Origin of the sequence: Colwellia piezophila ATCC BAA-637, assembly GCF_000378625.1 — a bacterium.
GTDB classification, from domain to species: domain Bacteria; phylum Pseudomonadota; class Gammaproteobacteria; order Enterobacterales; family Alteromonadaceae; genus Colwellia; species Colwellia piezophila.
This window is the reverse complement of record NZ_KB905169.1, coordinates 118,581-141,452: the sequence shown is the minus strand read 5'-3', so window position 1 is coordinate 141,452 and position 22,872 is coordinate 118,581. Positions and strand designations below refer to the sequence as shown.

The window sequence follows — 22,872 nt, the reverse complement described above, 5'->3', positions numbered from 1 at the left end:
TTTAATTTTGTGCCGTTATTAGTTTGCTAATAAACTCCCAAAGGGCGAGTTTAAAAGGCTTACGTGCGTCGTTATTGATTTCGACAAGGTCGCTGCATGGATGCAGCTTGTTAGAGAATGCAGGAGCATATTCTCCTGAATAACCATTCTCTTCAATCAATGCCTTGCCTCTATGCCTTTTAATTCTCGCTAAGTGGTCAATTAATTAATGTACTTGGTATTACTTGGATATACATACTATTTATGCCTTTAAATTAAGACATAAATAGTAATATTCATGTTAATGTGGTAACGTTCACCTTAATATTCTCCCTCGTAAATTAAATGTGAGCAAAAAGTTAATGTATTGTAAAGGTGCATTAAGTTTAATAATCGGTTTTATATTGATTGGAATGCTCGAAGCAATGGAATGAAATATGGTCACAATTAAAGATGTTGCGCGTGTTGCAGGTGTCTCTACCTCAACGGTATCTCGTGTTGTTCGCAAGCAAGGTAAGGTCGGAAAAGTTTGCCGAGCCAAAGTGCAAAAAGTGATTGATGAGTTAGGTTATCGCCCTAACATTAATGCTCAGGCACTGGTAAGTAAAAAATCTAATTCACTCGGTGTTGTTATTCCTCTTGTTTCAATGCCTTTTTTCGGCACACTTGCTTGTGGGGCTGAAGAAGCAACCAAAGAAAATCACTATCGCGTATTAATTAGTAATGCTTATGGTAGTGAAAAAGCTGAGCTTGATGCAATAGATTCTTTGGTACAACATCGATGTGGTGCCATTGTTTTTCATAGTATGCATTGCAGTGATGATACCTTGTGTGATCTTGCCGAAAAAATACCTGGCTTAGTGTTTGTTAATCGTTTAATAGCAAAAATTGCCCATCGCTGTGTTTGGCTTGATAATAATATGGGGGCACAAGAAGCAACAAAACATCTTGTTAGTAATGGTCATACTAATATTGCAATTGTTAGTCGTAAAAACATCAACCCTGATGCTCAAGTGCGGTTGGATGGTGTTCGAACGGCAATAAGTAATGCTGGCTTGCAATTAGACAACACACTTATTGGCTATGGCACTACCGCCGATTTGGCCGGTGGTAAAGAAGGGGTTAGTGCGTTATTAGATGCAGGTAAAAAATTTACTGCGATATTAGCTTATAACGACAATATGGCTGTAGGTATTGTCCATGAACTTCACTCGCGCGGAATACGTGTACCACAAGATATTTCAGTAGTAGGATTTGATGATTTACTTATTTCTGTTGCTTGTATTCCTGAACTGACCACGATGCATTATCCTGTAAGGGAGATGGCGCATTATGCCGCTAATTTAGCCATTGAATTGTCAGATAATGAAAGCTCATCAGGGAAAACGCATTTATTTATGCCACACCTTATTGAAAGAGACTCTGTTAGTAACGTTTCAACCCTATAAAATTAACATGTCACACCTTAACAGTGAAAAGGCAATAGCCAGTAATAATCCTACGTTTGTTAATAAACTTGCCTTAGGAGCTGGCTTCTTTTGTATCGTATTTCTAGACAAGGTAAGTGAAGCCCTCGCGATTCCATTTTATCAAATGACACTTGGTGTCGATCCTTTCCTCTTCAGTATCGCTTTAACCATACCTATTATTTTTTCTGCTTTTTTAGCTCCTTGGGTAGGTCACTTATCCGATAATTTTTCAAGTAAATTCGGTCGACGACGTCCCTTTATTTTTATTTCTGCTTGGTTGAGTGCGTTAATTTTTGGCTTAATGTGGATGGTTCCTGAGCATTGGTCAACGAATGCACAGTTGCTGTATTTTTTCATTTTTTCATTACTATTTTACACCGTTTCTACATTTTATACGGTTCCGTTGACTTCTTTATCTTATGAGATCACCTTTGATAGTCATAAGAGAATAAAAGTGATGGAAATGAATTCGTATTTCATCAAATTAGCTTCCTTGAGTATTCAATGGCTATATCCATTAGCAACATTGTCGATATTCACTAGCATCTTTTTCGGCATCAAAGTCGTTGGTTGGTTTATTGCTATTGTCATCATCGGTTTTATTGGCATGTTGCCGGCCATACTGATAAAAGACCAATCAACTGAATTGAGACAAAGGTCGATAAATAAACTGTCTATTAAAGAAAATATTCGTACCATTATTAGCGAACCTTTAATGCGCTTAGTATTTGTTACTGTCTTTATTCAAGTTGGTTTGGCTGCCTATGCTGCAAAAATGGATTATTATGTCTTAGTTTATTATATGTTTGATGGTGATATTAAAGAGGGGGCGGTATGGAAAGCTGTGCTTTCTATGGGATACGCCATCATAGCAGCTATCTATATTCCCATTGTATCCTGGTTATCAAGAAAGCTTGGCAAGCTAAAGGCACTTAAGCTAATTTTTATGATGACTGCTGTTGGTGGAATCGGTAAATGGTTTATATATACTCCAGGTGTGCAGTGGTTGTTATTACTTGACCCTATTTTTTGCTCTGCTATTTGGACATCAATGACTATTATCATTCCAGCAATAGTTGCTGAGGCTAGTGATAAAGATCGTGAAAAAAACAAGGTTTGTCGGGCAGGGGGGTTTGCTGCGCTACATCATTGGATCGTTGCCCTGAGCATTATGTTTGCACTTCTAATCAGCGGTCTCACTTTAAATATCATTGGTTTCGATGCTAATCTCGGTAGTAGCCAATCTCTTGATTCTTTAATATGGATGAAACTCATATTAACTTTTGGCACCATCATACCCAGTGTTATTGCCGTGTTCATCTTAACCAATTACCAGAAAAAACATCCCACATTGTAACCCCCTTTCACCTAAATACTTGATAACGATACCTCTCCCATAGTTATTGGGGTCATCGTAAAGAACTGTAAATATAAGTGGTAACGTTTTCCTTTTTCTTTACTATCAAGTATTATCAATACAATAAAATTAAATTTGCCAAAATAATTTTGAGCCTAAGCCATACTTTATGTTGTTTCAACAGGGATACGGCTGAATTCTTAGTGTAAAACTTAGCAGGGAAAATAGCAGCATGACTCAATTAAAATCTACATCGTTATTGAAACTCACTTTAGGATTAAGTTTTGTTAGTTTATTTACCGGTTGTAATTCCCCAATGATTGAGCCTGATGGTTCTATTAAACATGAATCACTGCAAGTTGAACCAGCTAATATTGCGGCACTTCGACCAAACATTATTTATATCATGGCAGATGATATGGGCTATGGTGATTTAGGTGCTTACGGTCAAACGAAAATTAAGACGCCAAATATTGATAAGTTAGCAACACAAGGCATGCGCTTTACTCAGCATTATGCAGGCTCAACAGTTTGTGGCCCATCAAGAGCAAGTTTATTGACTGGTTTACACAGCGGTCATAGTCCTATTCGAGGCAACCCTGTGTGGACCAATAGTGGCAAACCGGTCGATTTAAAACCAGAGGATGTCACTATAGCAGAAATGTTAAAAGCCAATGGTTACAAAACAGCGGCTATCGGTAAATGGGGGCTATCAGAAAGTAAAGAGGAAAATGGCAAACACTTACCCGCTATGCCAAACCAACAAGGTTTTGATTATTTTTATGGCTTAAAAGGGCACTTAGATGCCCATTATTATTACTGGCACAGATTGTTTGAAAACAACCAAGCCTTTGAGCTAAAAGACAATGATTATATGAATAATAAGGGAATTTATACCCATGATTTATTCACCAGTAAAGCCATTGAATACGTTGAACAGCAAACTGATGAACAGCCATTTTTTCTTTATCTAGCCTATACCATTCCACACTTAGCGTTAACTGTTCCTAATGACTCTAAGCAGCAATATTTAGATTTAGGCTGGCCAACCCGTAAGATGGATACTCAAGGGCATTATCGTAATGATACTGAGGGAAATACAACTTATGCAGGTATGGTTTCTCGACTCGATAGAGATATTGGCCAGTTGCTTAAAACTCTCAAAATGCAAGGGCTTGAAGATAACACCTTGGTGATTTTCACCAGTGATAATGGTCATGAGTATGATAGAGGTTTCTTCAATAGTAATGGCGAGCTTCGTGGCAGTAAAAGAGATTTATATGAAGGTGGAATTCGTATTCCCTTTATTGCTAAATGGCCAAATAAAATAAAAGCGAATAGTACTTCAGATCACATTTCTGCTTTTTGGGACATGATGCCAACATTTTGTGATTTAGCCGGGGGTAAACAATGCCCACCAACTGATGGTATTTCAATGACCAAAGCTTTGTTAGGGGATAAAGAACAAGCGAAACATGAGTTTCTGTATTGGGAATTCAATGAGAAAAGAGGTCCATTGCAGGCTGTTCGACAGGGCGATTGGAAGTTGGTTAAACGCTTTAAAAAACCGATTGAACTTTACGACTTATCCAAAGATCTATCTGAAGCCAACAATATTGCCGAAGCGAATCCAAAAATTGTTGGGGACTTATTTGAAAAAATGGCTTCGGCTCGAACTTATCACCCAGAATTCACCTTAAAAAAATTACCTAACCCGTATAAAAATAAGAGTAATAAAAAATGAAAATAAATTTTGTCCATAAAATATTGGCCATTTTAACCTTTGCTGGCAGTATATTGGCTAATGCTAATGAATTTACTATTAGTCAGGAAAAACAAAGTTTTAATGATGATTGGCGTTTTGCCAAAGGTGAGTTACCGGGTGCTGAACAAGCAAACTTCAATGATAAAAAATGGCGTCAATTAAGCTTGCCTCACGATTGGGCAATTGAAGGGCCATTTTCAAAAAAATATAGCGCCCGAAACGGTGGCTTACCGGTATTTGGCACTGCTTGGTATCGTAAACACTTTGTAATACCCGAAGAGAGTGGCAACAAAGTTGTCTCAGTTCGATTTGATGGGGTAATGGCCAATAGCCAAGTTTATGTAAATGGTCATTTGGTTGGAGAAAGACCCTTTGGTTACATAGGGTTTCAATATGATATTAGTCAATATTTAAAAGCTGCGGGTGAGAAAAATGTTATAGCGGTAAAAGTTGCACCTGAAAACTATGCAGCCCGTTGGTACTCTGGCTCAGGTATTTATCGCAATACCTGGATAGAGTTTAATAACCCAATCCATATTGAGGCTTGGTCAACACAAATTAGTACTCCAACAATAGATGACAATAGTGCGACTGTTTCAATTAAGACAAATATACTTAACCAAGGAAGCAACCAAGGAAATAATCACGACTTAAAAATTGAGTTTGTTATTACGGATGCTGATGGCAAAGAAGTTGCTAAAACGACTCAACAAGTAACGAGCAAGGCGAAAAAAACGACTCAGGTTACTGCCCAGTTGACGCTAAATAATCCAAGACGATGGGATACAAGCGATCCGTATCGTTACCAAGTGATCAGTAACATCATTCTAAACGGGCAAGTCATCGACACTGAAACACAGCCTCTTGGTATAAGAACCATAGAATATAAAGTTGATGATGGTTTCTGGTTAAATGGTCGTAGAGTTGAAATTCAAGGGGTATGTTTACACCATGATAACGGACCATTGGGTGCAGTTGCTAACATGCGAGCAATTGAGCGAAAATTAGAGATTATGAAAGCCATGGGCGTTAATTCAGTACGCACTGCTCATAATCCACCATCACCTGAGTTAGTTGAGCTGGCTGATAAAATGGGCATTCTACTGCAACTTGAAGCTTTTGATACCTGGAAAAAAGCAAAACATACCGTAGTAAACGGCTATCACAAATACTATGACGAATGGTCTGAGCGTGACTTAACCGACATGATTAAGATTCACCGTAACAATCCTTCAGTGATTATGTGGAGTATTGGTAACGAAATCTATGAGCAGAAGAAAAAGGACGGTTGGAAATACGCAAAACGCTTAACCAGTATAGTGAAAAAAGCCGATCCTACTCGGTTAGTCACTGCTGGACTAAGTGATTATCCAGCCTTTGTCAAAAGTAAAATAGCTGATGAAATAGATATTATCGGCCTTAATTACAAAGCCACCGAATATGCTGACATTATCAAAAGATATCCAGAAAAACCTATATTAGGTTCAGAAACCTCGTCTGTTGTTAGTACCCGTGGCGAATATCATTTTCCGGTTAAACCACTCGAAAAACACCCATCTAAGTATGTTAGCAGCTATGACAACTATGCACCTTACTGGGCTTATATCCCTGATATTGAATGGGATGAATTAGATAAAAACCCAAGCGTGATGGGCGAATATATCTGGACAGGCTTTGATTATTTAGGTGAGCCTACGCCTTATGGTGGGCGTGATCACGGCAATAAATTTTATTGGAATGCAGATTGGCCAGCGCGTAGCTCGTCATTTGGCGCGGTAGATTTAGCCGGTTTCCCTAAAGACCGCTTTTATATGTATCAAAGTCGCTGGACAACCGAGCCTATGGTGCATGTTTTGCCACATTGGAATTGGCCAAATCGAGTTGGTCAAACGATACCTGTTGTTGCCTATTCCAATGCCGAAGAAGTTGAGTTATTTGTTAATGGCAAATCTCATGGCATAAAAGTAATGGGCGTTGATAAGGTTCGCATTCCCGTTGCGCTTAGATATAAGAAACAAATGAAACACTTTGACTCGCCGTATCGACTTCAGTGGGATGTTAAATATCAAGCAGGTGATATTAAAGTTGTTGCCTATAACGATGGTAAAGTGGTTGCAGAAAAGCAAATTTACACCGCCGGTATTCCTGCACAAGTACAGTTAACCGCCGATAGAAGCATTATTGATGCTGATGGTTATGATTTGTCTTTTATCACCGCAGATGTATTGGATAAAGAGGGGCATTTTGTTCCGGATGCCGATAACTTAATTCACTTTAAGGTCGAAGGTCCAGCAGAAATAATAGCTGTAGGTAATGGCGACTCCGCAACAATAGAGCCGTTTGTTGCTGATTATCGTCGTGCCTTTAATGGTAAAGCGTTAGTTGTTATCCGCAGTAAAAAAGGACAAATCGGTAGTATTACTGTGAGTGCATATAGCAAGGAACTTAATATCAAGCCAATTAAGTTAACGGCTAAATAATTTTATTAAAGCATAAAAAACGTTCCATTGTAGAACGTTTTTTATTTGTAAATTATGATTTAGAATAATTAGTCTGGAGTGCCGTTTTGAAAGTTTTTATCCGTCAGTTTTCTACAATAACATCACTGTTTATTGTTTGTTTATTAGCCGCTTTTTCAGTGCAAGCAGAATCATTACTAGCAGCGAAAAACATTCAAGTTAGCAGTGTTAAAGCTGAAGCAAAATTAACAAGCAATTCACAAATAGAAATTCATTTAAAAGCTGAAAAGGGCAGTGTGGTTAACTTAGTTCCTGCAAAAGCTGATACTTGGGATTTTTCTCAATACCATGGTTTAAAAGTTGTATTACAAAATACCAGTGACGAAAGAGTTATGCCTGAAGTTAAACTCTTTTCGAAAAACAGTGAAAAATGGCAATTTACCGATAGTTCAATTTACCTTGAACCGGGAGAAACTAAAGAACTATTAGTGTATTTCTATATAACGAGCGAAGTGTTTGAAGCTAATTATCCTCTAATAAAAAAAATGAATGCTGGACCAAACGGTGTAATGTCGAACTGGAAGGGCATCGATATAAGTAGTATTGATAAAATTAGCTTTGCGGTATTAAACAAAAATAACCCCATACCTAATAAAGGCTCATACCTTATAAAGGACATTATTCCTTTCACCAATGACCAACTCTTTGACTACCCTAAGCAAACATCATTTCCCTTTGTCGATCAATATGGACAATATCTGCAAGGACAGTACCCAGGTAAGTTACAAGATGCTAAAGAATGGCAAACTAGAGAGCAACAAGAGCTTGCTGATCTGAAAGCACATCCTGCACCTAAAAATCGTTCAAAGTGGGGCGGTTGGCTAACAGGTCCGAAACAAGCCGCAACAGGTTATTTTTACACTAAACAACTTGAGGGAAAGTGGTGGTTTGTTGACCCTGAAGGTTATTTATTTTGGTCGCATGGCGTTACCGGTGTTGGTCATAAAGGCGCAAATACCTCGATTAAAGATCGAAGCCATTATTTTAAAGACTTACCCAGTAAATGGGGAAATTATAGTGAGTTTTACGCTAATGATAGTTTCGACTTTACCATGGCAAATTTATACCGAAAATATGGCGATGATTGGCAAGAACTATCGATAAAACGCAATCATCAACGACTTAAAAGCTGGGGAATGAATACCTATGGCAATTGGTCACAACCAGAAAATAATGGTGAAGATAAAACCCCTTTTACCGTTGCCGTTCATTATAAAAGCAATATGTTGGACCAAAAATTCCCCGACCCTTGGCATAAAGATTTTGGCTACAATATAAAGCAAGCCCTAATGGATAAAAAGCGTGATGAAAATGCTGACTCACCATGGAATATCGGCTTTTTTGTCGATAATGAATTACATTTTTATCAAGACTGGTCTTATGCAAAAATCATTACCAGCGCCAAGGAAAACCAGCCAGCCAAGTTGTTTTTTGTCGATTATTTAAAAACCAAATATGGTGATATCAATCAATTAAACTCGACGTGGAAAACAACATTTAACTCTTTTAATGCCTTGTTAGCAAACAGAAAAGAATTAACTCATGAAAATATCGGTGAAGATGGTAAGTGGTTCTATCAACAAATGGTTGAACAGTATTATCGAATTTGTCGTGATAGCGTAAAAAGTATATTCCCCAATCATTTATACCTTGGTAGTCGAGTTCATGGCAATACCAATGAAACTGTTTTAAGAGCAGCTGAAAAATATGCTGATGTGATTTCTTATAACCTCTACCATCGAAATCTTAAAGACTTCACCTCAAGGCTTAAAGGTTTAAGCAAACCGTTAATGGCGACAGAATTCCACTTTGGTGCGTTAGACCGCGGCGTTTTTCACACCGGCTTACAAGGCGTATCGAATCAAAAAGAACGCGCTCAACATTACTATGAATATGTAAAAAGTGCCTTAAACAACCCATTATTCATCGGCACCCATTGGTTTCAATATCGCGCGCAAGCCATAACAGGCCGAGGTGATGGTGAAAACTACCAAATAGGCCTCGTTGATATCACCGACACCCCTTATCCGGAAACGATAGAAGCGGTAAGGAAAATTGGTTATCAACTGTATGAAACTCGCATGAATACTTATGAAGCCAAGTGGGATTTTACTGAAATATCGTACGGACCTGAAGAGCGTCAATGGATGAATATTGTTGTGCCTAACACTGCAGAGCCGTCTGGAATTCTATTCTGGGCACATGCCAATGGTGGCAGCCCTTATGGTATGACTCAAGAGGTGGTTAATGCCATACTTGATAACGGCTATGCTGTGGTCAGCTGGGGCTCGGTAGGTAAACTGCAAAGTGACGAAGATGTTGAAACCGGTTGGGCAGATGCACAGGTTGTTTTTGACTATGTACGGGAAAATGCTGCGACCTGGAATATGGATCCTGATAAAACTATTATTATGGGAAGATCTCGTGGCTCCATTGTAAGTTGGAAGCTGGCGCATAGTGGGCATCCGGCCATTGTTGGTATCTATATGTATAATGCGCTTCCCAAAGGCGTTTGGCCAAGTAATATTTGGACTGATGCCGTTACGACAAAATCACCGCTTACCTACCTTGTTTATGGGCCAGAGTGGGGCTCTTCAGACACTCATGCACCGGATAATGTTGTTCCTGTAGAATCCGCTTATGCGGCATTGGGCATTAGTCATCGATTTACACTTTATGAAGACATGTGGGGCGACTTTCAAGACAGCAACGGCGATTGGAATAATACTTACTGGACTGGATACTACTTCCCTGAATTAGCCGCAATTATTGAGACCAATTTGAGTGCTGATACAACAGCACCAGTGATCACTTTAACCGGTAATAGCACAATAACTATCAACCAAGATGAAGTCTATATTGATGATGGTGCAGCTGCTTTTGATGACATTGATGGTGACATTACAGCTAACTTGCAAGTATCGGGCTCTGTTGATAGCTCAGTGCCAGATACTTATGTTATTAGCTACACTGTTTCTGATGCTGCAGGAAATGAAGGTAGTGCTACTCGTACCGTCAAGGTTAACGCTAAACAGGCTACTCCGAACAATCCCCCTACACAGGATAAACAGACAAAAGGCTCTGGCGGAAGCATGACCATTTTAAGTTTATTACTTTTAATCACCTTACGGAACAGACAAATTCAGTGAAGGTTGTGTGGTTGAGCTCTATCCAAAAATAAAAACAATGATAAATATAAAGAGAATCGTATGAAGTATTTGTTTAACAGTAAAGCCACACTAGCTTTATTAACATTATTAGTTTGTTTAGGTGCTAATGCCGAAGATCAGGCTAGAGAAAACCCTTTAGCTACCCCTAAAGATAAACCAAACATTTTGTTCATCGCCTTTGATGACTTAAGACCGTTGATTGGTGCATATGGCGAGCCCGATCCCATTACGCCTAACTTGGATGCCTTTGCTAATGAGGCCGTTCGATTTGACCGCTCTTATGTGACTTACCCTTTGTGTAACCCTTCAAGAGCATCGATGTTAACTGGGGTTCGCTTTGATTTACAAGGGGATAACTGGAAAGATAATAAACACCCGAAATTGATTGCTAAACAAGATACTTGGCCGGGAGTCTTTAAAGATAACGGCTATTGGACAGCAACTAAGGGCAAGTTGTATCACGGAAAAGTACCCAAGGGTGATAAGTCATCTTGGGATATTGCTGGAGGAGGCGGTAAAACCAAAGATGGCGAAGCTAAAGTTCTAAAAAGAATTGTTGAGATTGGTGGCCGCGCAGATCAAATACAAATATACAAAGATAAAGGCGCGGGGCCAGGCTCTCTCATGTACGCCTCAATTGATGCACCGGACAACTTCTTAAAAGATGGGCAAGTCGCTGAAAGTGTCATCGATTACATCAAGAATAAACGCGATAAAACTAAACCTTTTATGATTGTTAGCGGCTTTTCAAAGCCTCATATGCCTTGGGTTGCACCTAAAAAGTATTTTGACATGTATCCCGAAGATGCTGGCACTATTGCTGATTTTCCAAAAGGAGCAAAAGAAGCGTTTGATATGGCAAAGTACAAAAGCAAAACTCGCGATCATGGTTGGAATGAAGGTGTTGATGACAAAACTGCTAAAAAACTGATCCGAGGTTACATGGCGAGTACCACTTACGCCGATGCGCAAATGGGTAAAGTGATCCAAGCATTAAAAGATGAAGGGTTATACGACAATACGATTATCATTGTTTGGGGTGATCACGGTTATCACTTAACAGATCATGGTTTATGGCGCAAAAACACACCATTTCATATTTCCCTACGCAGCCCACTAATGATTAAAACGCCAAACAGCAAAGGTGGCACAGTGATTAGTGAGTTAGTGCAAAATATTGATATTTATCCAACGTTACTAGACTTGGCAGGTATTGATATACCTAAAGGCATAAAATTGCACGGTAAAAGCTTAGTTCCACTTCTTCATAAAAATACAAAGCATGGAGAAGAGGTTGAGTGGGAAAACATCGCCCATACTTCTGCTAAAGGAAGTCATGGTGTTGTAACCGATAAATACCGATTTACGGTTATGGCTGATGGCAGCCGAGAATTGTACGACTTAGAACAAGATCCAGGTGAATGGAATAATTTAGCTAATGAATCGAAATATAAGAAATTGATACAAGGCTTAGAAAGTAAAATGAGTCAGGTTGTTTGGAATAAACCCTAGCTATAAATGAAAGGATTAACGATGAACATATTGAATTCTTTTTTGATGCTCGGTGTAACAATTATTGGGCTATTTATTGTGAATAATGCATATTCAGAAACACAAGTTTCTAAAGAGAAACTCGATAATATTATATCTAACCAATCAGTGACAAAAGAGAAGGATTGCTTTAGGGGGACATTTGAAAATTATCATTCATTTAAAGAAATGTTATTAGAGAAACGTCGTAAAAAAAATCTACCAGAAAGTGAAATCGAAAAAGCGGCACAGCGAATTGACCTCACTTATGGGGGAGAGAATAAATTTAATGAATACAAGCAGAGTTTAACGTGTCGAACTTTCATTTATGATGTTGATGGTGTTGCTGTTCAAGGATTTGTTATTAAACCTAACAAAGCCAAAAATGAGAAATTACCTGTTGTTGTTTATAACAGGGGCGGTAATGGTTTTTTTGGTTACCAACTATTTGGTTATCTTTATTTAAATCATTTTCCTATCGCTGAGCAGGGGTTTGTGTTTATTGGTAGTCAGTATCGATTAAAGAGTAAAATTAACCAGCATAATGACGATGAATTTGGCGGTGCTGATGTAGAAGATGTATCGAGCTTGTTAGATATTATACCGAATATTATAGGAGCAGATCAGCATCGTATTGGCATGTTTGGAGTCAGCAGAGGTAGTATGCAAACGTTCTTAACCTTAAAAGGACGAAATGGCGATAAGGTTAAAGCAGTGGTTTCTTGGGCTGGTAATTCTGACTTAGCACGAGGCTTGGAAATCAGACCAGAGATGGAAAAGGTTTATTTTAAACGTATTCCTAAATATGCGGAAAATAAACAGCTAGAGCTCAATAAACGCTCTGTGTTGAAATGGGTTGATAAACTGCCTAAAGCGCCGGTACTGTTATTACACGGAGATGCTGACCGTCGTGTAAATGTTGAGCATTCGGTTAAATTAGCCTCAGAGTTTGAACGATTGGGGTATCCTCATAAATTAATTATTTATCCTGGTGATAATCATGGGCTTAGGAAGAATAGTGTCAAAGCTAAAGAAGAAGTTGTGAGCTGGTTTAAACGCTATTTATAATCGCTTAAACCAGAGAATTAACTCTGCCACCCATGATAACTTGTACATATATAAATCAATAAACTAAACTTAATTTACCTTTGCAAAATTTGGTGATTGTTATGCCTAAGCCTCGTTCACAACAAATTAGTTTACTCGATACGCCTTTTTATCATATTTGCAGCCGCACGGTTCGAAAGGCGTTTTTATGTGGCGTAGATAAGGAGACTGGCGTTAGTTTTGAGCACAGGCGCACATGGATTGAAAAGCGTATTTTTAAATTATCTCATGTGTTTGCTATCGATATTTGTGCCCATGCCGTGATGCATAATCACTTACATCTGGTGTTACACGTAGATGTAGAGCAAGTGAAAAAGTGGACGACTGACGAGGTGCTTGAACGCTGGCATAAGTTATTCAAGGGCACATTATTAACGCAAAAATACACAAAGAAACAAGCGCTTGATAAGTTCCAACTGGCAATGGTTGAAAGCACGGCGGACATTTACAAACAGAGATTAATGGATATCAGCTGGTTTATGCGCGCATTGAACGAGCCAATAGCGCGGCAAGCTAATAGAGAAGACCAATGTACCGGACACTTCTGGGAAGGCCGCTTTAAATCACAGGCGTTGCTTGATGAGGGAGCTTTATTATCGTGCATGGCTTATGTAGATTTAAACCCTGTACGCTCAGGCATTGCACCTACGCCTGAGCAGTCAGACTTCACCAGTATTCAACTACGCATCAAAGCCTCAATAAAAGGCGAGCAACCACCAACGTTATTACCTTTTACTGGTAGTGAACACCAAGATAAAACAACGGGTATTCGCTTTAGCTTACAAGATTACTTAACACTTGTAGATGAAACAGGACGTATCCTGCGTGATGATAAACAGGGTACTATCAATGATGAAACTGCAAATATCCTAGCAAGGTTACACATCAGTGATGAAAGCTGGTTAAAACTCACCACTGATTTTGAATGTATCTTCACAGGCGCGGTAGGCACAGCAGAGCATCTAACTGAATTTACTGAGCATGTTGGCTTGCGACGCGCACACGGCTTAGCCAACGCTCAAGCCTGCTTGAATAGCGCATAACACTTCTATTATCAGCTGAAAAATTAATGTTATCTTAAGATCTCCGGCGTAGCTAAATAAAAATTAAGCTAAATTCAATCCTATGGGGGTTCTGAGTGACAAAAAGCTTGGTTAGCACTTATTCGAGTTATAAATACGCACTTTACTTAACCAGAAAACCTTTAATCAGTGTGACAATGTTGTCTGAAATTATCATGGGTGGCATAGTTTGAATTCTTAACCAGAAAACCTTTAATCAGTGTGACAATGTTGTCTGAAATTATCATGGGTGGCATAGTTTGAATTACTGTTTCCAATAACTTTCGTGGATTTCTTTGCCTTCTGCTTCAAGTATATGGCCTTCAATTTCAACTGGAATGACTGTATGGCTGAAAACATATTTGCTATCGATATCAATAGTTTTACCAGCTATTTTGTCCAATATTTGAGCGGAACAGCCAAAGACGACTTTAGAAATTCCAGACCAATAAATAGCGCCACAACACATGATACAAGGTTCGGTGCTTGTATAGAGAGTGCATTTCTCCAAGATCTTTGGGTCAATTTCTTTGTTGGCACGACTGACCAAATTCGTTTCGGCGTGCCTAGTTTTATCATTATCTGTCAATACCGTGTTTTCTGCTGTAAGTATGACTTTATTGTCATGGACAAGCAATGCACCAAAAGGATGGTTACCTTTCTTTACGGATCGTCTCGCTAGAGTGTAACATTCACGGATATATTTTTCGTTATCATTAGACATAATTTGAGCCATATAACACTTCATTAAGAGGAAAATAATTGTTGGCTAAAATATGCGACGCAGGAGCAAAAGCCAACTGTTTTTTGTCCTGCTTTAATGCCTTATGTGTTTTTACGCTGGTTATTTGAAATAATACCAATCACTGCAAAGCTTAGACCGACAAATGTGGCAATTATTGCTGATTGTAAACCTGCATCATGACTCGGTGATAAATTAAAAAGAACTGGTGATACAGCAAAATATAAACTTATTGAAATACCTACAATTGAAGAGAGTATCCCTAACTTTTTACCTAATAACATATAAACTCCGTTCTGTAATTTACAAAGTTAAAACTAGTATCAATTCTGAAATTCAGAGTGCCACTATTAAGGAACTTATAACGACGCAATAAAACGCGCGTTTTTTGCGTCGTTTTTGATTGCTTTGTTATAGCTAATAATGTTCGTACAGTTTCTGGCATAGATGAAACCTAGTCCTTCTCTGGCTCCGATTCTTCTTTCAAGATACCGGACTTTCTTAATTCGTCCTTTAAGGCTTCATGTTCCTTTTTAAGCTGAGTAACTTGACCCGAAGCACCCATGCCCATCATTCCAAATATAAAGCCCATCATCCCAAATATAAACCCCATCATCCCAAACATATCCATAATATCTCTCCCGTCTTGTAGCTATAACGCTAAATTAGCTTTAATTTTTGTAAGCAACAAAGGTGTATTTTATTGTGCCTTTTTAAAGTTCTTTTGCGACTGTCAGACTTGATAAAATCTATTTACCAAAAGTGTCAATTCAGGATTGAACTAATGCATAATCCCTTGTTAATCACACTAATGCATAAAAGGGATTGCTGATTTATTGTATTAACGGTTGCTCTCTATTAATTTTATTGCCTGTTCGGCGTACCTGTTACCTAGTATTTTATAGCCTTCAACAGACATATGCAGATCATTGTTGATTTTTTTTCCCTTACTACTGATACCGTCATTAAGATCATCGGTATTAACCCAAGCACCACGAGGATGTTGAGTCGCAACGTGTACCTGAGCTTGACGCACTTTTTCCCAGTCAGGGTAACCCTGCTTTTGAAAGCCAAAATCACTGAGACGGCCAATAATAAAGTTGATATCTGTGCGATGAAGATCACTGGATAACTGTTGGTATAGTTTGTTTAGACTGCTTGCGTATACCCCACCATGCTCTTTTCTGGCGTCACGTTCACCTTGCATCCAGATAAACGTCACCGTGTCATAGCTCTTATGTTTTAACGCGGCTTGTACCTTAGTTATTAAGCGATCGTACAGGTCGCCGCTAATCTCAGGAGATGAGCCATCTTGTGCTTGCCAGTTTTTAACCCAGCGACTAATAGGTTGTGCTCCTTTGGCGTCTTTCACTATGGTGACATTGTTTTTGCCAAATGTAGATTCTAATTTGGGTCTGAATGTTATATCAGCATCCATGCGAACCATATTTGATTGCCCTGATAGAATAAAAAGATGCTGCTCGTTGTTAACCGCACTTGCACAGGAACTCAACAAAGAGACAAGTATTAATAGGGTAATTAAGGCTTTCATTTTGGTTCCTAATTTGAAATTTTAGATTGAATTTTTGGACTTTATCAGCACAATATCAATTTTGTGATTTTATTGTTTTTGCTCTGGTTTCATATAAGTTGAAGCCCACTTCTTTAAAGGCGTTTATTACATCAGGGTAGGGGGTGTCAGTAATATCAATAAATCCCACTTGAAAGTTTGCTCCTTGTTTACTTGTACCTGCTAGGGGGGTATCTATGTATGTCCACCAGTGAATGCCGACAATATTAGGGTGAAGCAATGCTTCGTTAACGTAATGTTTAGATGCATGATAGCGTTGTTTTTGAGAGCCTACAGAGCCATTATAAGCTGGATGTAACATGCCTCTGTCTGCAGCACCAAAATGATATTCGCCAATAATAATTGGCACATCAGCGCCTTCAGGCATAATGAGATCGGATGGTGAGAAACGGTAACGGTTAATACTAAGCACATCGACATATTTTACTGCGGCAGCCTGGGCCCGCTTATCTAATTTATTACCATGGCCGCCATAGACGCCAATATGGCCAGCTGAACGGCTGCCAAGGTAGAGTTTATTTGGGGCGACTCGTTTTATTTCTTCTCTAACAATTTTGTAATACAGCTCGGGAGCCATCGTTTCCCGCTTCCATTGAATTTCATTATCAACGAAGTAACCAATTAACCAAGGATCATTAGCGGCTTTTGTTACGGTATCTTTAGCAAGTACTTTTCTCAGATAATTTCGTAAGGCTTTTTCACTTGTACGTGCGCTAGCGGTGTGAATTGGAACCGTATAAGCAATGTTGGCATTTTGGTATAGAGACGGTTTACTCCAGTTACCAAAGGAGTTTATTCCCCAACTTGGCATTCTGCTGAGCACATGTTGTTTTGCTTTTTGTTGCCAGTTTTTGCCATATTTTAATTTCAGGTTTTCAACATAAAAGTTAGCACCATACTTAGTCGAATACTTTTGTGGCAGTTGTTGGTAAAACGCCTTCTTGCCATTTGACAAGTCGCTGTTGGAATTATAACTAATACCGCAGATACCATTTGACCAGAATAGTTGTCCTTTTGGGTCAACTAGCCACCACTTGCCATCAATTTTTTGAGTGCGAAAATGACCCGTTGCTTCAAGTACAGGACCATTTTTCCAACCGCCATATTCATTCCATTCTTTAGGGCGTGGATTTTGGCTTATTTTAGTTTTTTCTAATGCCAAAGAGCGTTTCATATCTTCGGTAGATTTAACCTTAAGAGCCCAATCTTCATGCTTGAACTGGCCATACGGGTCAATAAATGGCGAATAGTTTTTCATCTCTTTTTGAGATAAAACGGCATTAGAGCCAAAACCTCTAAGATTTAATAAGGTGATACTTTTATTAACAGCGGTTCCATCTAAATCTTTAAGTAAAAAGAACTTAATTTTGTCCCATTTGTAGGATTTATAGTGTTCCATTAGACCGCCAGGTTTGCCTGCCATATGCGGAAAGTCTTGTTTGCGAGAGTCGCTGAAAGTCTTGCGTCCACGCATCAGGTAAATGATCATTGCACCTGTTTCACCAGGTTGTAAGTGTAGGTAACCTCTAATATTGGATTTTTTAGCTATATGACCTTCAAGTGAAAGTGGTTTATCACTGTTATTACGGATATCAGCAACAAAAGCTGAATAATCTTTAAGATCCCAACCTGACTGAGGTGCAGTAACCTCAACGCTGCCATCTTCTTGTGAAAAAGTAATATTCACACCATTAAAAGTTTTTACGTTAGCATTAATGCTCTTAAATTTTAGTATATCCTTAGTAAAATCAGTGAGGATTACTTCGGCATCATTGGCCCCCGTTATATGCACATAAGGGCTGTTTTCTGCTGCAAATGTGCAGATTGAACACAATACCATAAGGGCTGTAAGACCTGACTTAACCATGTTTATTCTCCATTGATTTTTCATTACTTCCACGGCCACACATCAGCTTTACTAAGCCCTGTTTTAGTTGATGTTTTAGTTGATTTTTTAGTTAGAACGTTGTTTATCTGCGTTTTAATACTTTTATTTTAAATGCTTATCAAAAAACGTAAGCATTTCTTCTAAGGTTTGAATTCTATGTTTTTGTACACTTAAGTAATGGTTCGCGCCTTCAATCTCGACGTATCTAAACTCTTTATCATAATCTTCAAGCTCTTCTGCCATATCTCGGCTATGTTCAACGTCAACAACACGGTCTTCTGTGCCATGGATTAATAAAATAGGAATATTTATATTTTCAGCAAAATTAACGGGTGATGCAGCTTCTAGCTTGTCACTGTCCGTGCCTATTTGCTTCTCTATAACTGCTCTGTTAGAAAATTTTTGAGCTCTAGAAATAATAAGCTCTAGGTCTGAAACACCAGCAAAACTGGCAGCACACTTAAACGTATCTCCGTGTTTCACCGCTGCCATTAATGCAGCGTAGCCACCATAACTACCGCCACCGATACAAATCCTTTCTGAATCGACAAACTTTCTTTTCATTAACCAATTTGCCGCATCTTGCAAGTCATCTTGCATGGCTTCACCCCAAGCTTGAATTGCAGCCATTTCAAAATCATAGCCATAACCTGAAGAGCCTCGAAAGTTGGGCTGAAAAACGACATAACCTCGGTTGGCGAATAACTGCGCCCAATAATGAAAACCTGCTCTAGTTTGTGACATCGGACCGCCATGAGGCAGTACTATGGCAGGTAGTTGCTTGCCTTTATGATCGCCAACAGGAACGGTGAGATAGCCATGAATTGTTAACCCATCACGGGCTTTAAATTTTACTTTTTTCTGGCGGGCATAATTACCTTCATTTATTTGTGGATAACGGCTGGCTAGGTGTAATAATTGCTTTGATGCTCTATCCCCTAGGTAATAGTCTCCGGCTGATGTTTTTGAACTTGAATATAATACGTACTTATTAAGATCTTTTGACATGCTAATGATTGAGTTATTTGCCTTAGGAAGTGCCTTATTTATCGACTTTTTAAGGGCTAGGTACTCAGGGTCCCAATAGGTTTTATTATCATCGCCACTACCTTGACTTATGCCTACTACAGCGTGTGTTTTTGGGGAGTATATTAAAGAGCCTTTAACATCTCGTTTTTTCTTGGCTAATACGAGTTCACGTTTAAGTGATTTATCGCTAAGATCGACTTTGAAAATGGCATCACGCCCATTGTGTAGAGCCCGGATGTACAAAATATTGGGGTTTATATCAAAACCCATAATATTTACTTTGTTTTTCTCAAATACCTTATATGACCATAAATCGCGAATTTTCTTGCCCTTAATATCATAGAGTTTATAAATAACTTTGGTTTCATCTCTACCAACACTTATGCGAGGGTGGCCTTGTTGATCTGCATACCAGCTAGAAGCAAAACGTTTTGGTTTTTTAACGCGTTTTCTTTTATTTGTTCGAATATTAATATCATAAATAGAGGGTTTTCCTGGTATATCGTAATCGATTGACATCAAAATATGATCAGGTCTTTCTGGTAGTAAACTAATAATCCTGTCTTGAATTTGAGCATTGTGTTCTTCATTTTGACCACTCGATTTCACCAGTAATTCTAGGCCTTTAGGTGTTGATAAATCGTATTTGTATAGGCGCGTTAAGGAGTATTTTATGGAGCGAGCTGATTTTGTTGGATAACTCGCGCTAACCAGCAAAATGTCATCATTTGCCCATTTAAACCACTTTAAGATTGCCTCTTTATTGTCTGCTTGAAATAAAGAACGTTTTTTACCGCTTTTAAAGCTGTACGTCATTAAAACTAACGTACCCTTACTATTTTTAATCATAGCGATGGAGTCACCACTAGGCGAAAGTTTAACTTGGCTAGTATCAGGTAAACTGCCATAGGCACTAATAGGTAAGGGGACTAATTTATCCTCGCTAGCAATTGCCACACTAGCCATTAAAAATGCGAACAACAGCAAGATAATACAAACAAAAATGTCTGGGTATTTGTTAGATAATTTTAAAATTTGTCTGTAATAACTTCTCATGACTATTCCTTGCATATCGAACTATAAAGAGTTACCGTTTTTTGATTCTACTCGGTATAAAAACGGTTACTTCATACTTTCTCTAAGCTCAGTCTCTGATGCTTCATTCCAGTAACCTGCACCAAGTTCAATAAATACTGAAGTGTAGGGCAGGGTTAAGTCGGTTTTTAAAATAACCACGTTAAATAACTCGCCGCTGGCATCGAGTTTTTTGATGATATCCATATGTGGCAAGCGTTGTATATCTCTACCGATTAACACTTTATCGAGCGCTTTACGGTAAGCCTCAATACCTTTGGCATTTTTTTCTGGCACGTAGCTTAATTCTTTATCAACATATATGGTGCCATTTACATGAGCAGCATTTTCTACGGCAGCAAGAACTGCTTTCACTACTACAATTTGTTGCTCACCGGTATAAATTGTTTTAATACCAGGATTACTTTGTAATGGGTAGGCAGAATCGGCAATAACAATAAAATTACGATGACCAAGCACGGGTAAGCTTTTAGCTAATTCAGTGCGCCAATTTTGTTGTTGTGTTTCATTAATATTTGCTTCAAAAGCTAAGGTGAGAGGAGAGATAATCGCAGTTACCGCTAAAATAAAGGTAGTAATTAACAGGCTTGTTTTTTTCATTTTTATAAGCTCCATTTTTATAGATTTTGTTTAAGGAATATGTTTATAAAGTTTTATTCATTGATGTATATTTATTAGCATTGGTATTGGTTTATAAGGTCCAAAGAGACACATCGTCAATTAATCCAATGAAGTTTTTCACTGGTACTGTTTTCAAAGCATTGCTGCTATAACCTTTGCCACCAACGGTAAAGCGCATACTTTGGTTTAATTTAATCTGCGCATCTCCATTTGTTGAATTTGCATTTACAACCTTGCCATCTATTTCAATAATCAGTTGTGAAAGTTTAGAATTATCATGGGGCATGCTCACCTTAACGGTGTGCCATTTACCATCATTGAGTTTTTTATATTCGGCTTTCAGCATTTCCCTATCTGAAATAGCAACCGTTGCTATGCCATCATCTAAATATAAATTTAGAAAATCTTTTGGTCTATTGCCCCAAATAGTCGCTGTATTGATAAGTATTTGATTCGCTTTAGAGGTTGTTTTGAAAGAGAGTTCATAAGCAACAGCGTGTTTGCCTTGTAACGGTCCCATAGCAAAAACAGCCATTCGTGAATCGTGAGAAAATTGTCCTGCATTGCCATTTTTTCCTGGCACTATATCAACGTCACAATGTAAGGCATCGTATTGATCGCCAAAGCTGCCAGAATTCGCAAGTGTTCTGTCGCAGCGTTTACCATCAATAACAGAGCTCTTTTTCTTTTCGCGCAACCCGTTAATAGGGCGATCTACTTGAGCAAAGTCTTGTTCAAAGTCGAAATGTAATAACTTAGATTTTGGTTCAAGTAGTGCAAGGCCACCACTCGCTTTGATACTTGTTACTTTTTTCGATTTATCAATGCTTAATGTGCCAGTAGCGCGGTAATCACCATCCGTTACTTTTTCACCAAAATGGCGATACAAGGTCATTTCAATTTTATCGTCGGTAATATCTATGGTTTGAAAGTTAGTAAAGAAATTTCCTCGGGTAACAACTTGCAGTAAATTGGACTGTGGATCTTTAGTAACGGTATTGGCATGTACTTCACCGGCAAAATAAATATCGACCTGATATTTTCTCATTAATTGCCAAAACGGGTTATTCACACCATTGTCAATGAGCATGCCACTGCTACTGACTTTTCGTACGGGGTAGATCACCGGCAAATGAGACTGCACAAAGATATGTTTTATTGACGAGTCTTTTCTAGCTTCTACTAATACTGATTCAAACCATGTCAAATGTGGCCCAACAACCGTACCTGTTACTGTGCCTTGCTCACCTAATGAAGTTTTATAATCTTCTTGATGAAATACATCCATGGTGACGAACAGCACATTTTTATGCTGATAGGCATATGAGGTGTCTTCGTATATTGTGCCTAAAGGTCTAGCGTTTGCGCTACCAATCTTCTGGGTATATTTAAATGTAGAGCCGTTTGTAGAATAGTTAAAAGCTTTAGCAAAGCTTTCTCTAAATTCAGCCTGATATTTTGATACATCTGAGCCGACAGGCCAAGGGTTATCACCTACTTCATGGTCGCCAACGGCCATAAGTAAGTTGGAATAACCGCCTCGTTCAAAGGTATCAATCATGCCTGCATAGCAGAGTTCTCCTGCTTGTAATATTGACTGTTTGGCGGTTAATTTTTTATTGAATTTTTTAATGAATTTAGGTGTATCCCAATGACCACCATTGCTGTCACCGGGTAGGATGATAAGATCGCCACCGTGTTTTTGTTTCATCCATTTTAAGGTGGCAATATTTTCATCAACAGCGGTTTTATGTTCTTCATACCGATCGCCCATAATGTATTTTTCAGCCCAATGCCAATCGGCAAGACTAATAAAACGCCATGGCTTAGTTTTTTGAATTGCAATATTGCCCTCCTGTGCAAATGTCTGATGTAATACAGAGGGCAAAGCAATAGTCAGTACAACTATGACGGATTTTACTAATCTTGATAATTTCATTGTTATGTTT

Annotated in this window: 17 protein-coding genes; 8 read left to right on the top strand and 9 right to left on the bottom strand. The window is 38.5% G+C overall.

Annotated elements, in window-relative coordinates; translation table 11 throughout:
* Position 1 precedes the first annotated feature (1 nt).
* Positions 2-160, bottom strand: a complete 159-nt coding sequence (locus F580_RS26445; protein ID WP_019028920.1) for a hypothetical protein — start codon at positions 158-160, stop codon at positions 2-4.
* 256 nt (positions 161-416) lie between these two features.
* On the opposite strand from F580_RS26445, the gene F580_RS0116820 reads away from it, so the two are divergent.
* The 8 genes from F580_RS0116820 (at position 417) to F580_RS0116785 (ending at position 13,939) form a co-directional block, all read left to right on the top strand.
* The gene (locus tag F580_RS0116820; protein ID WP_019028919.1) at positions 417-1,427 is read left to right on the top strand and encodes a LacI family DNA-binding transcriptional regulator; all 1,011 of its coding nucleotides are present in this window, start codon (positions 417-419) and stop codon (positions 1,425-1,427) included.
* A 7-nt stretch (positions 1,428-1,434) separates the two neighbouring features.
* Positions 1,435-2,805, top strand: coding sequence for an MFS transporter (locus F580_RS0116815; protein WP_051092102.1), 1,371 nt, complete (start codon positions 1,435-1,437; stop codon positions 2,803-2,805).
* 232 nt (positions 2,806-3,037) lie between these two features.
* Positions 3,038-4,549: an arylsulfatase gene (locus tag F580_RS0116810; RefSeq protein WP_019028917.1), complete on the top strand. Its 1,512-nt coding sequence runs from the start codon at positions 3,038-3,040 to the stop codon at positions 4,547-4,549.
* A complete protein-coding gene (locus F580_RS0116805) occupies positions 4,546-7,050 on the top strand; it encodes a glycoside hydrolase family 2 TIM barrel-domain containing protein (RefSeq protein ID WP_019028916.1) in 2,505 nt (834 codons plus the stop codon). Before F580_RS0116810 ends, F580_RS0116805 begins: the two co-directional genes overlap by 4 nt.
* An 86-nt stretch (positions 7,051-7,136) precedes the next feature.
* Entirely contained in the window at positions 7,137-10,238 is a 3,102-nt protein-coding gene (locus F580_RS0116800) for an immunoglobulin-like domain-containing protein (protein ID WP_019028915.1), read from the top strand.
* A 60-nt stretch (positions 10,239-10,298) separates the two neighbouring features.
* Positions 10,299-11,771, top strand: a complete 1,473-nt coding sequence (locus F580_RS0116795) for a sulfatase (RefSeq protein WP_019028914.1) — start codon at positions 10,299-10,301, stop codon at positions 11,769-11,771.
* Positions 11,772-11,792: 21 nt separating this feature from the next.
* On the top strand, positions 11,793-12,857 hold the full coding sequence (locus F580_RS0116790) for a prolyl oligopeptidase family serine peptidase (RefSeq protein ID WP_019028913.1): 1,065 nt from the start codon (positions 11,793-11,795) through the stop codon (positions 12,855-12,857).
* A gap of 101 nt (positions 12,858-12,958) precedes the next feature.
* On the top strand, positions 12,959-13,939 hold the full coding sequence (locus F580_RS0116785; RefSeq protein ID WP_019028912.1) for a hypothetical protein: 981 nt from the start codon (positions 12,959-12,961) through the stop codon (positions 13,937-13,939).
* Positions 13,940-14,222: 283 nt separating this feature from the next.
* Here the strand turns inward: F580_RS0116785 and F580_RS0116780 are convergent, their stop codons facing one another.
* The 8 genes from F580_RS0116780 to F580_RS0116745 all read right to left on the bottom strand — a co-directional run bounded on the left by F580_RS0116780 (position 14,223) and on the right by F580_RS0116745 (position 22,862).
* Positions 14,223-14,693: a nucleoside deaminase gene (locus F580_RS0116780; protein ID WP_019028911.1), complete on the bottom strand. Its 471-nt coding sequence runs from the start codon at positions 14,691-14,693 to the stop codon at positions 14,223-14,225.
* Positions 14,694-14,782: 89 nt separating this feature from the next.
* The gene (locus F580_RS0116775) at positions 14,783-14,983 is read right to left on the bottom strand and encodes a hypothetical protein (protein ID WP_019028910.1); all 201 of its coding nucleotides are present in this window, start codon (positions 14,981-14,983) and stop codon (positions 14,783-14,785) included.
* 170 nt (positions 14,984-15,153) lie between these two features.
* The gene (locus F580_RS26440; protein WP_019028909.1) at positions 15,154-15,330 is read right to left on the bottom strand and encodes a hypothetical protein; all 177 of its coding nucleotides are present in this window, start codon (positions 15,328-15,330) and stop codon (positions 15,154-15,156) included.
* A gap of 210 nt (positions 15,331-15,540) precedes the next feature.
* Positions 15,541-16,251: a sialate O-acetylesterase gene (locus tag F580_RS0116765; RefSeq protein ID WP_019028908.1), complete on the bottom strand. Its 711-nt coding sequence runs from the start codon at positions 16,249-16,251 to the stop codon at positions 15,541-15,543.
* Positions 16,252-16,306: 55 nt separating this feature from the next.
* The gene (locus F580_RS0116760; RefSeq protein ID WP_019028907.1) at positions 16,307-18,157 is read right to left on the bottom strand and encodes a hypothetical protein; all 1,851 of its coding nucleotides are present in this window, start codon (positions 18,155-18,157) and stop codon (positions 16,307-16,309) included.
* Positions 18,158-18,280: 123 nt separating this feature from the next.
* On the bottom strand, positions 18,281-20,263 hold the full coding sequence (locus tag F580_RS0116755; RefSeq protein ID WP_019028906.1) for an alpha/beta hydrolase family protein: 1,983 nt from the start codon (positions 20,261-20,263) through the stop codon (positions 18,281-18,283).
* 66 nt (positions 20,264-20,329) lie between these two features.
* Positions 20,330-20,902 carry an RbsD/FucU domain-containing protein gene (locus F580_RS0116750; protein WP_026301503.1) on the bottom strand — a complete coding sequence of 191 codons (573 nt, stop codon included), beginning with the start codon at positions 20,900-20,902 and terminating at the stop codon, positions 20,330-20,332.
* A 91-nt stretch (positions 20,903-20,993) separates the two neighbouring features.
* Positions 20,994-22,862, bottom strand: coding sequence for a LamG domain-containing protein (locus F580_RS0116745; protein WP_019028904.1), 1,869 nt, complete (start codon positions 22,860-22,862; stop codon positions 20,994-20,996).
* Positions 22,863-22,872 lie beyond the last annotated feature (10 nt).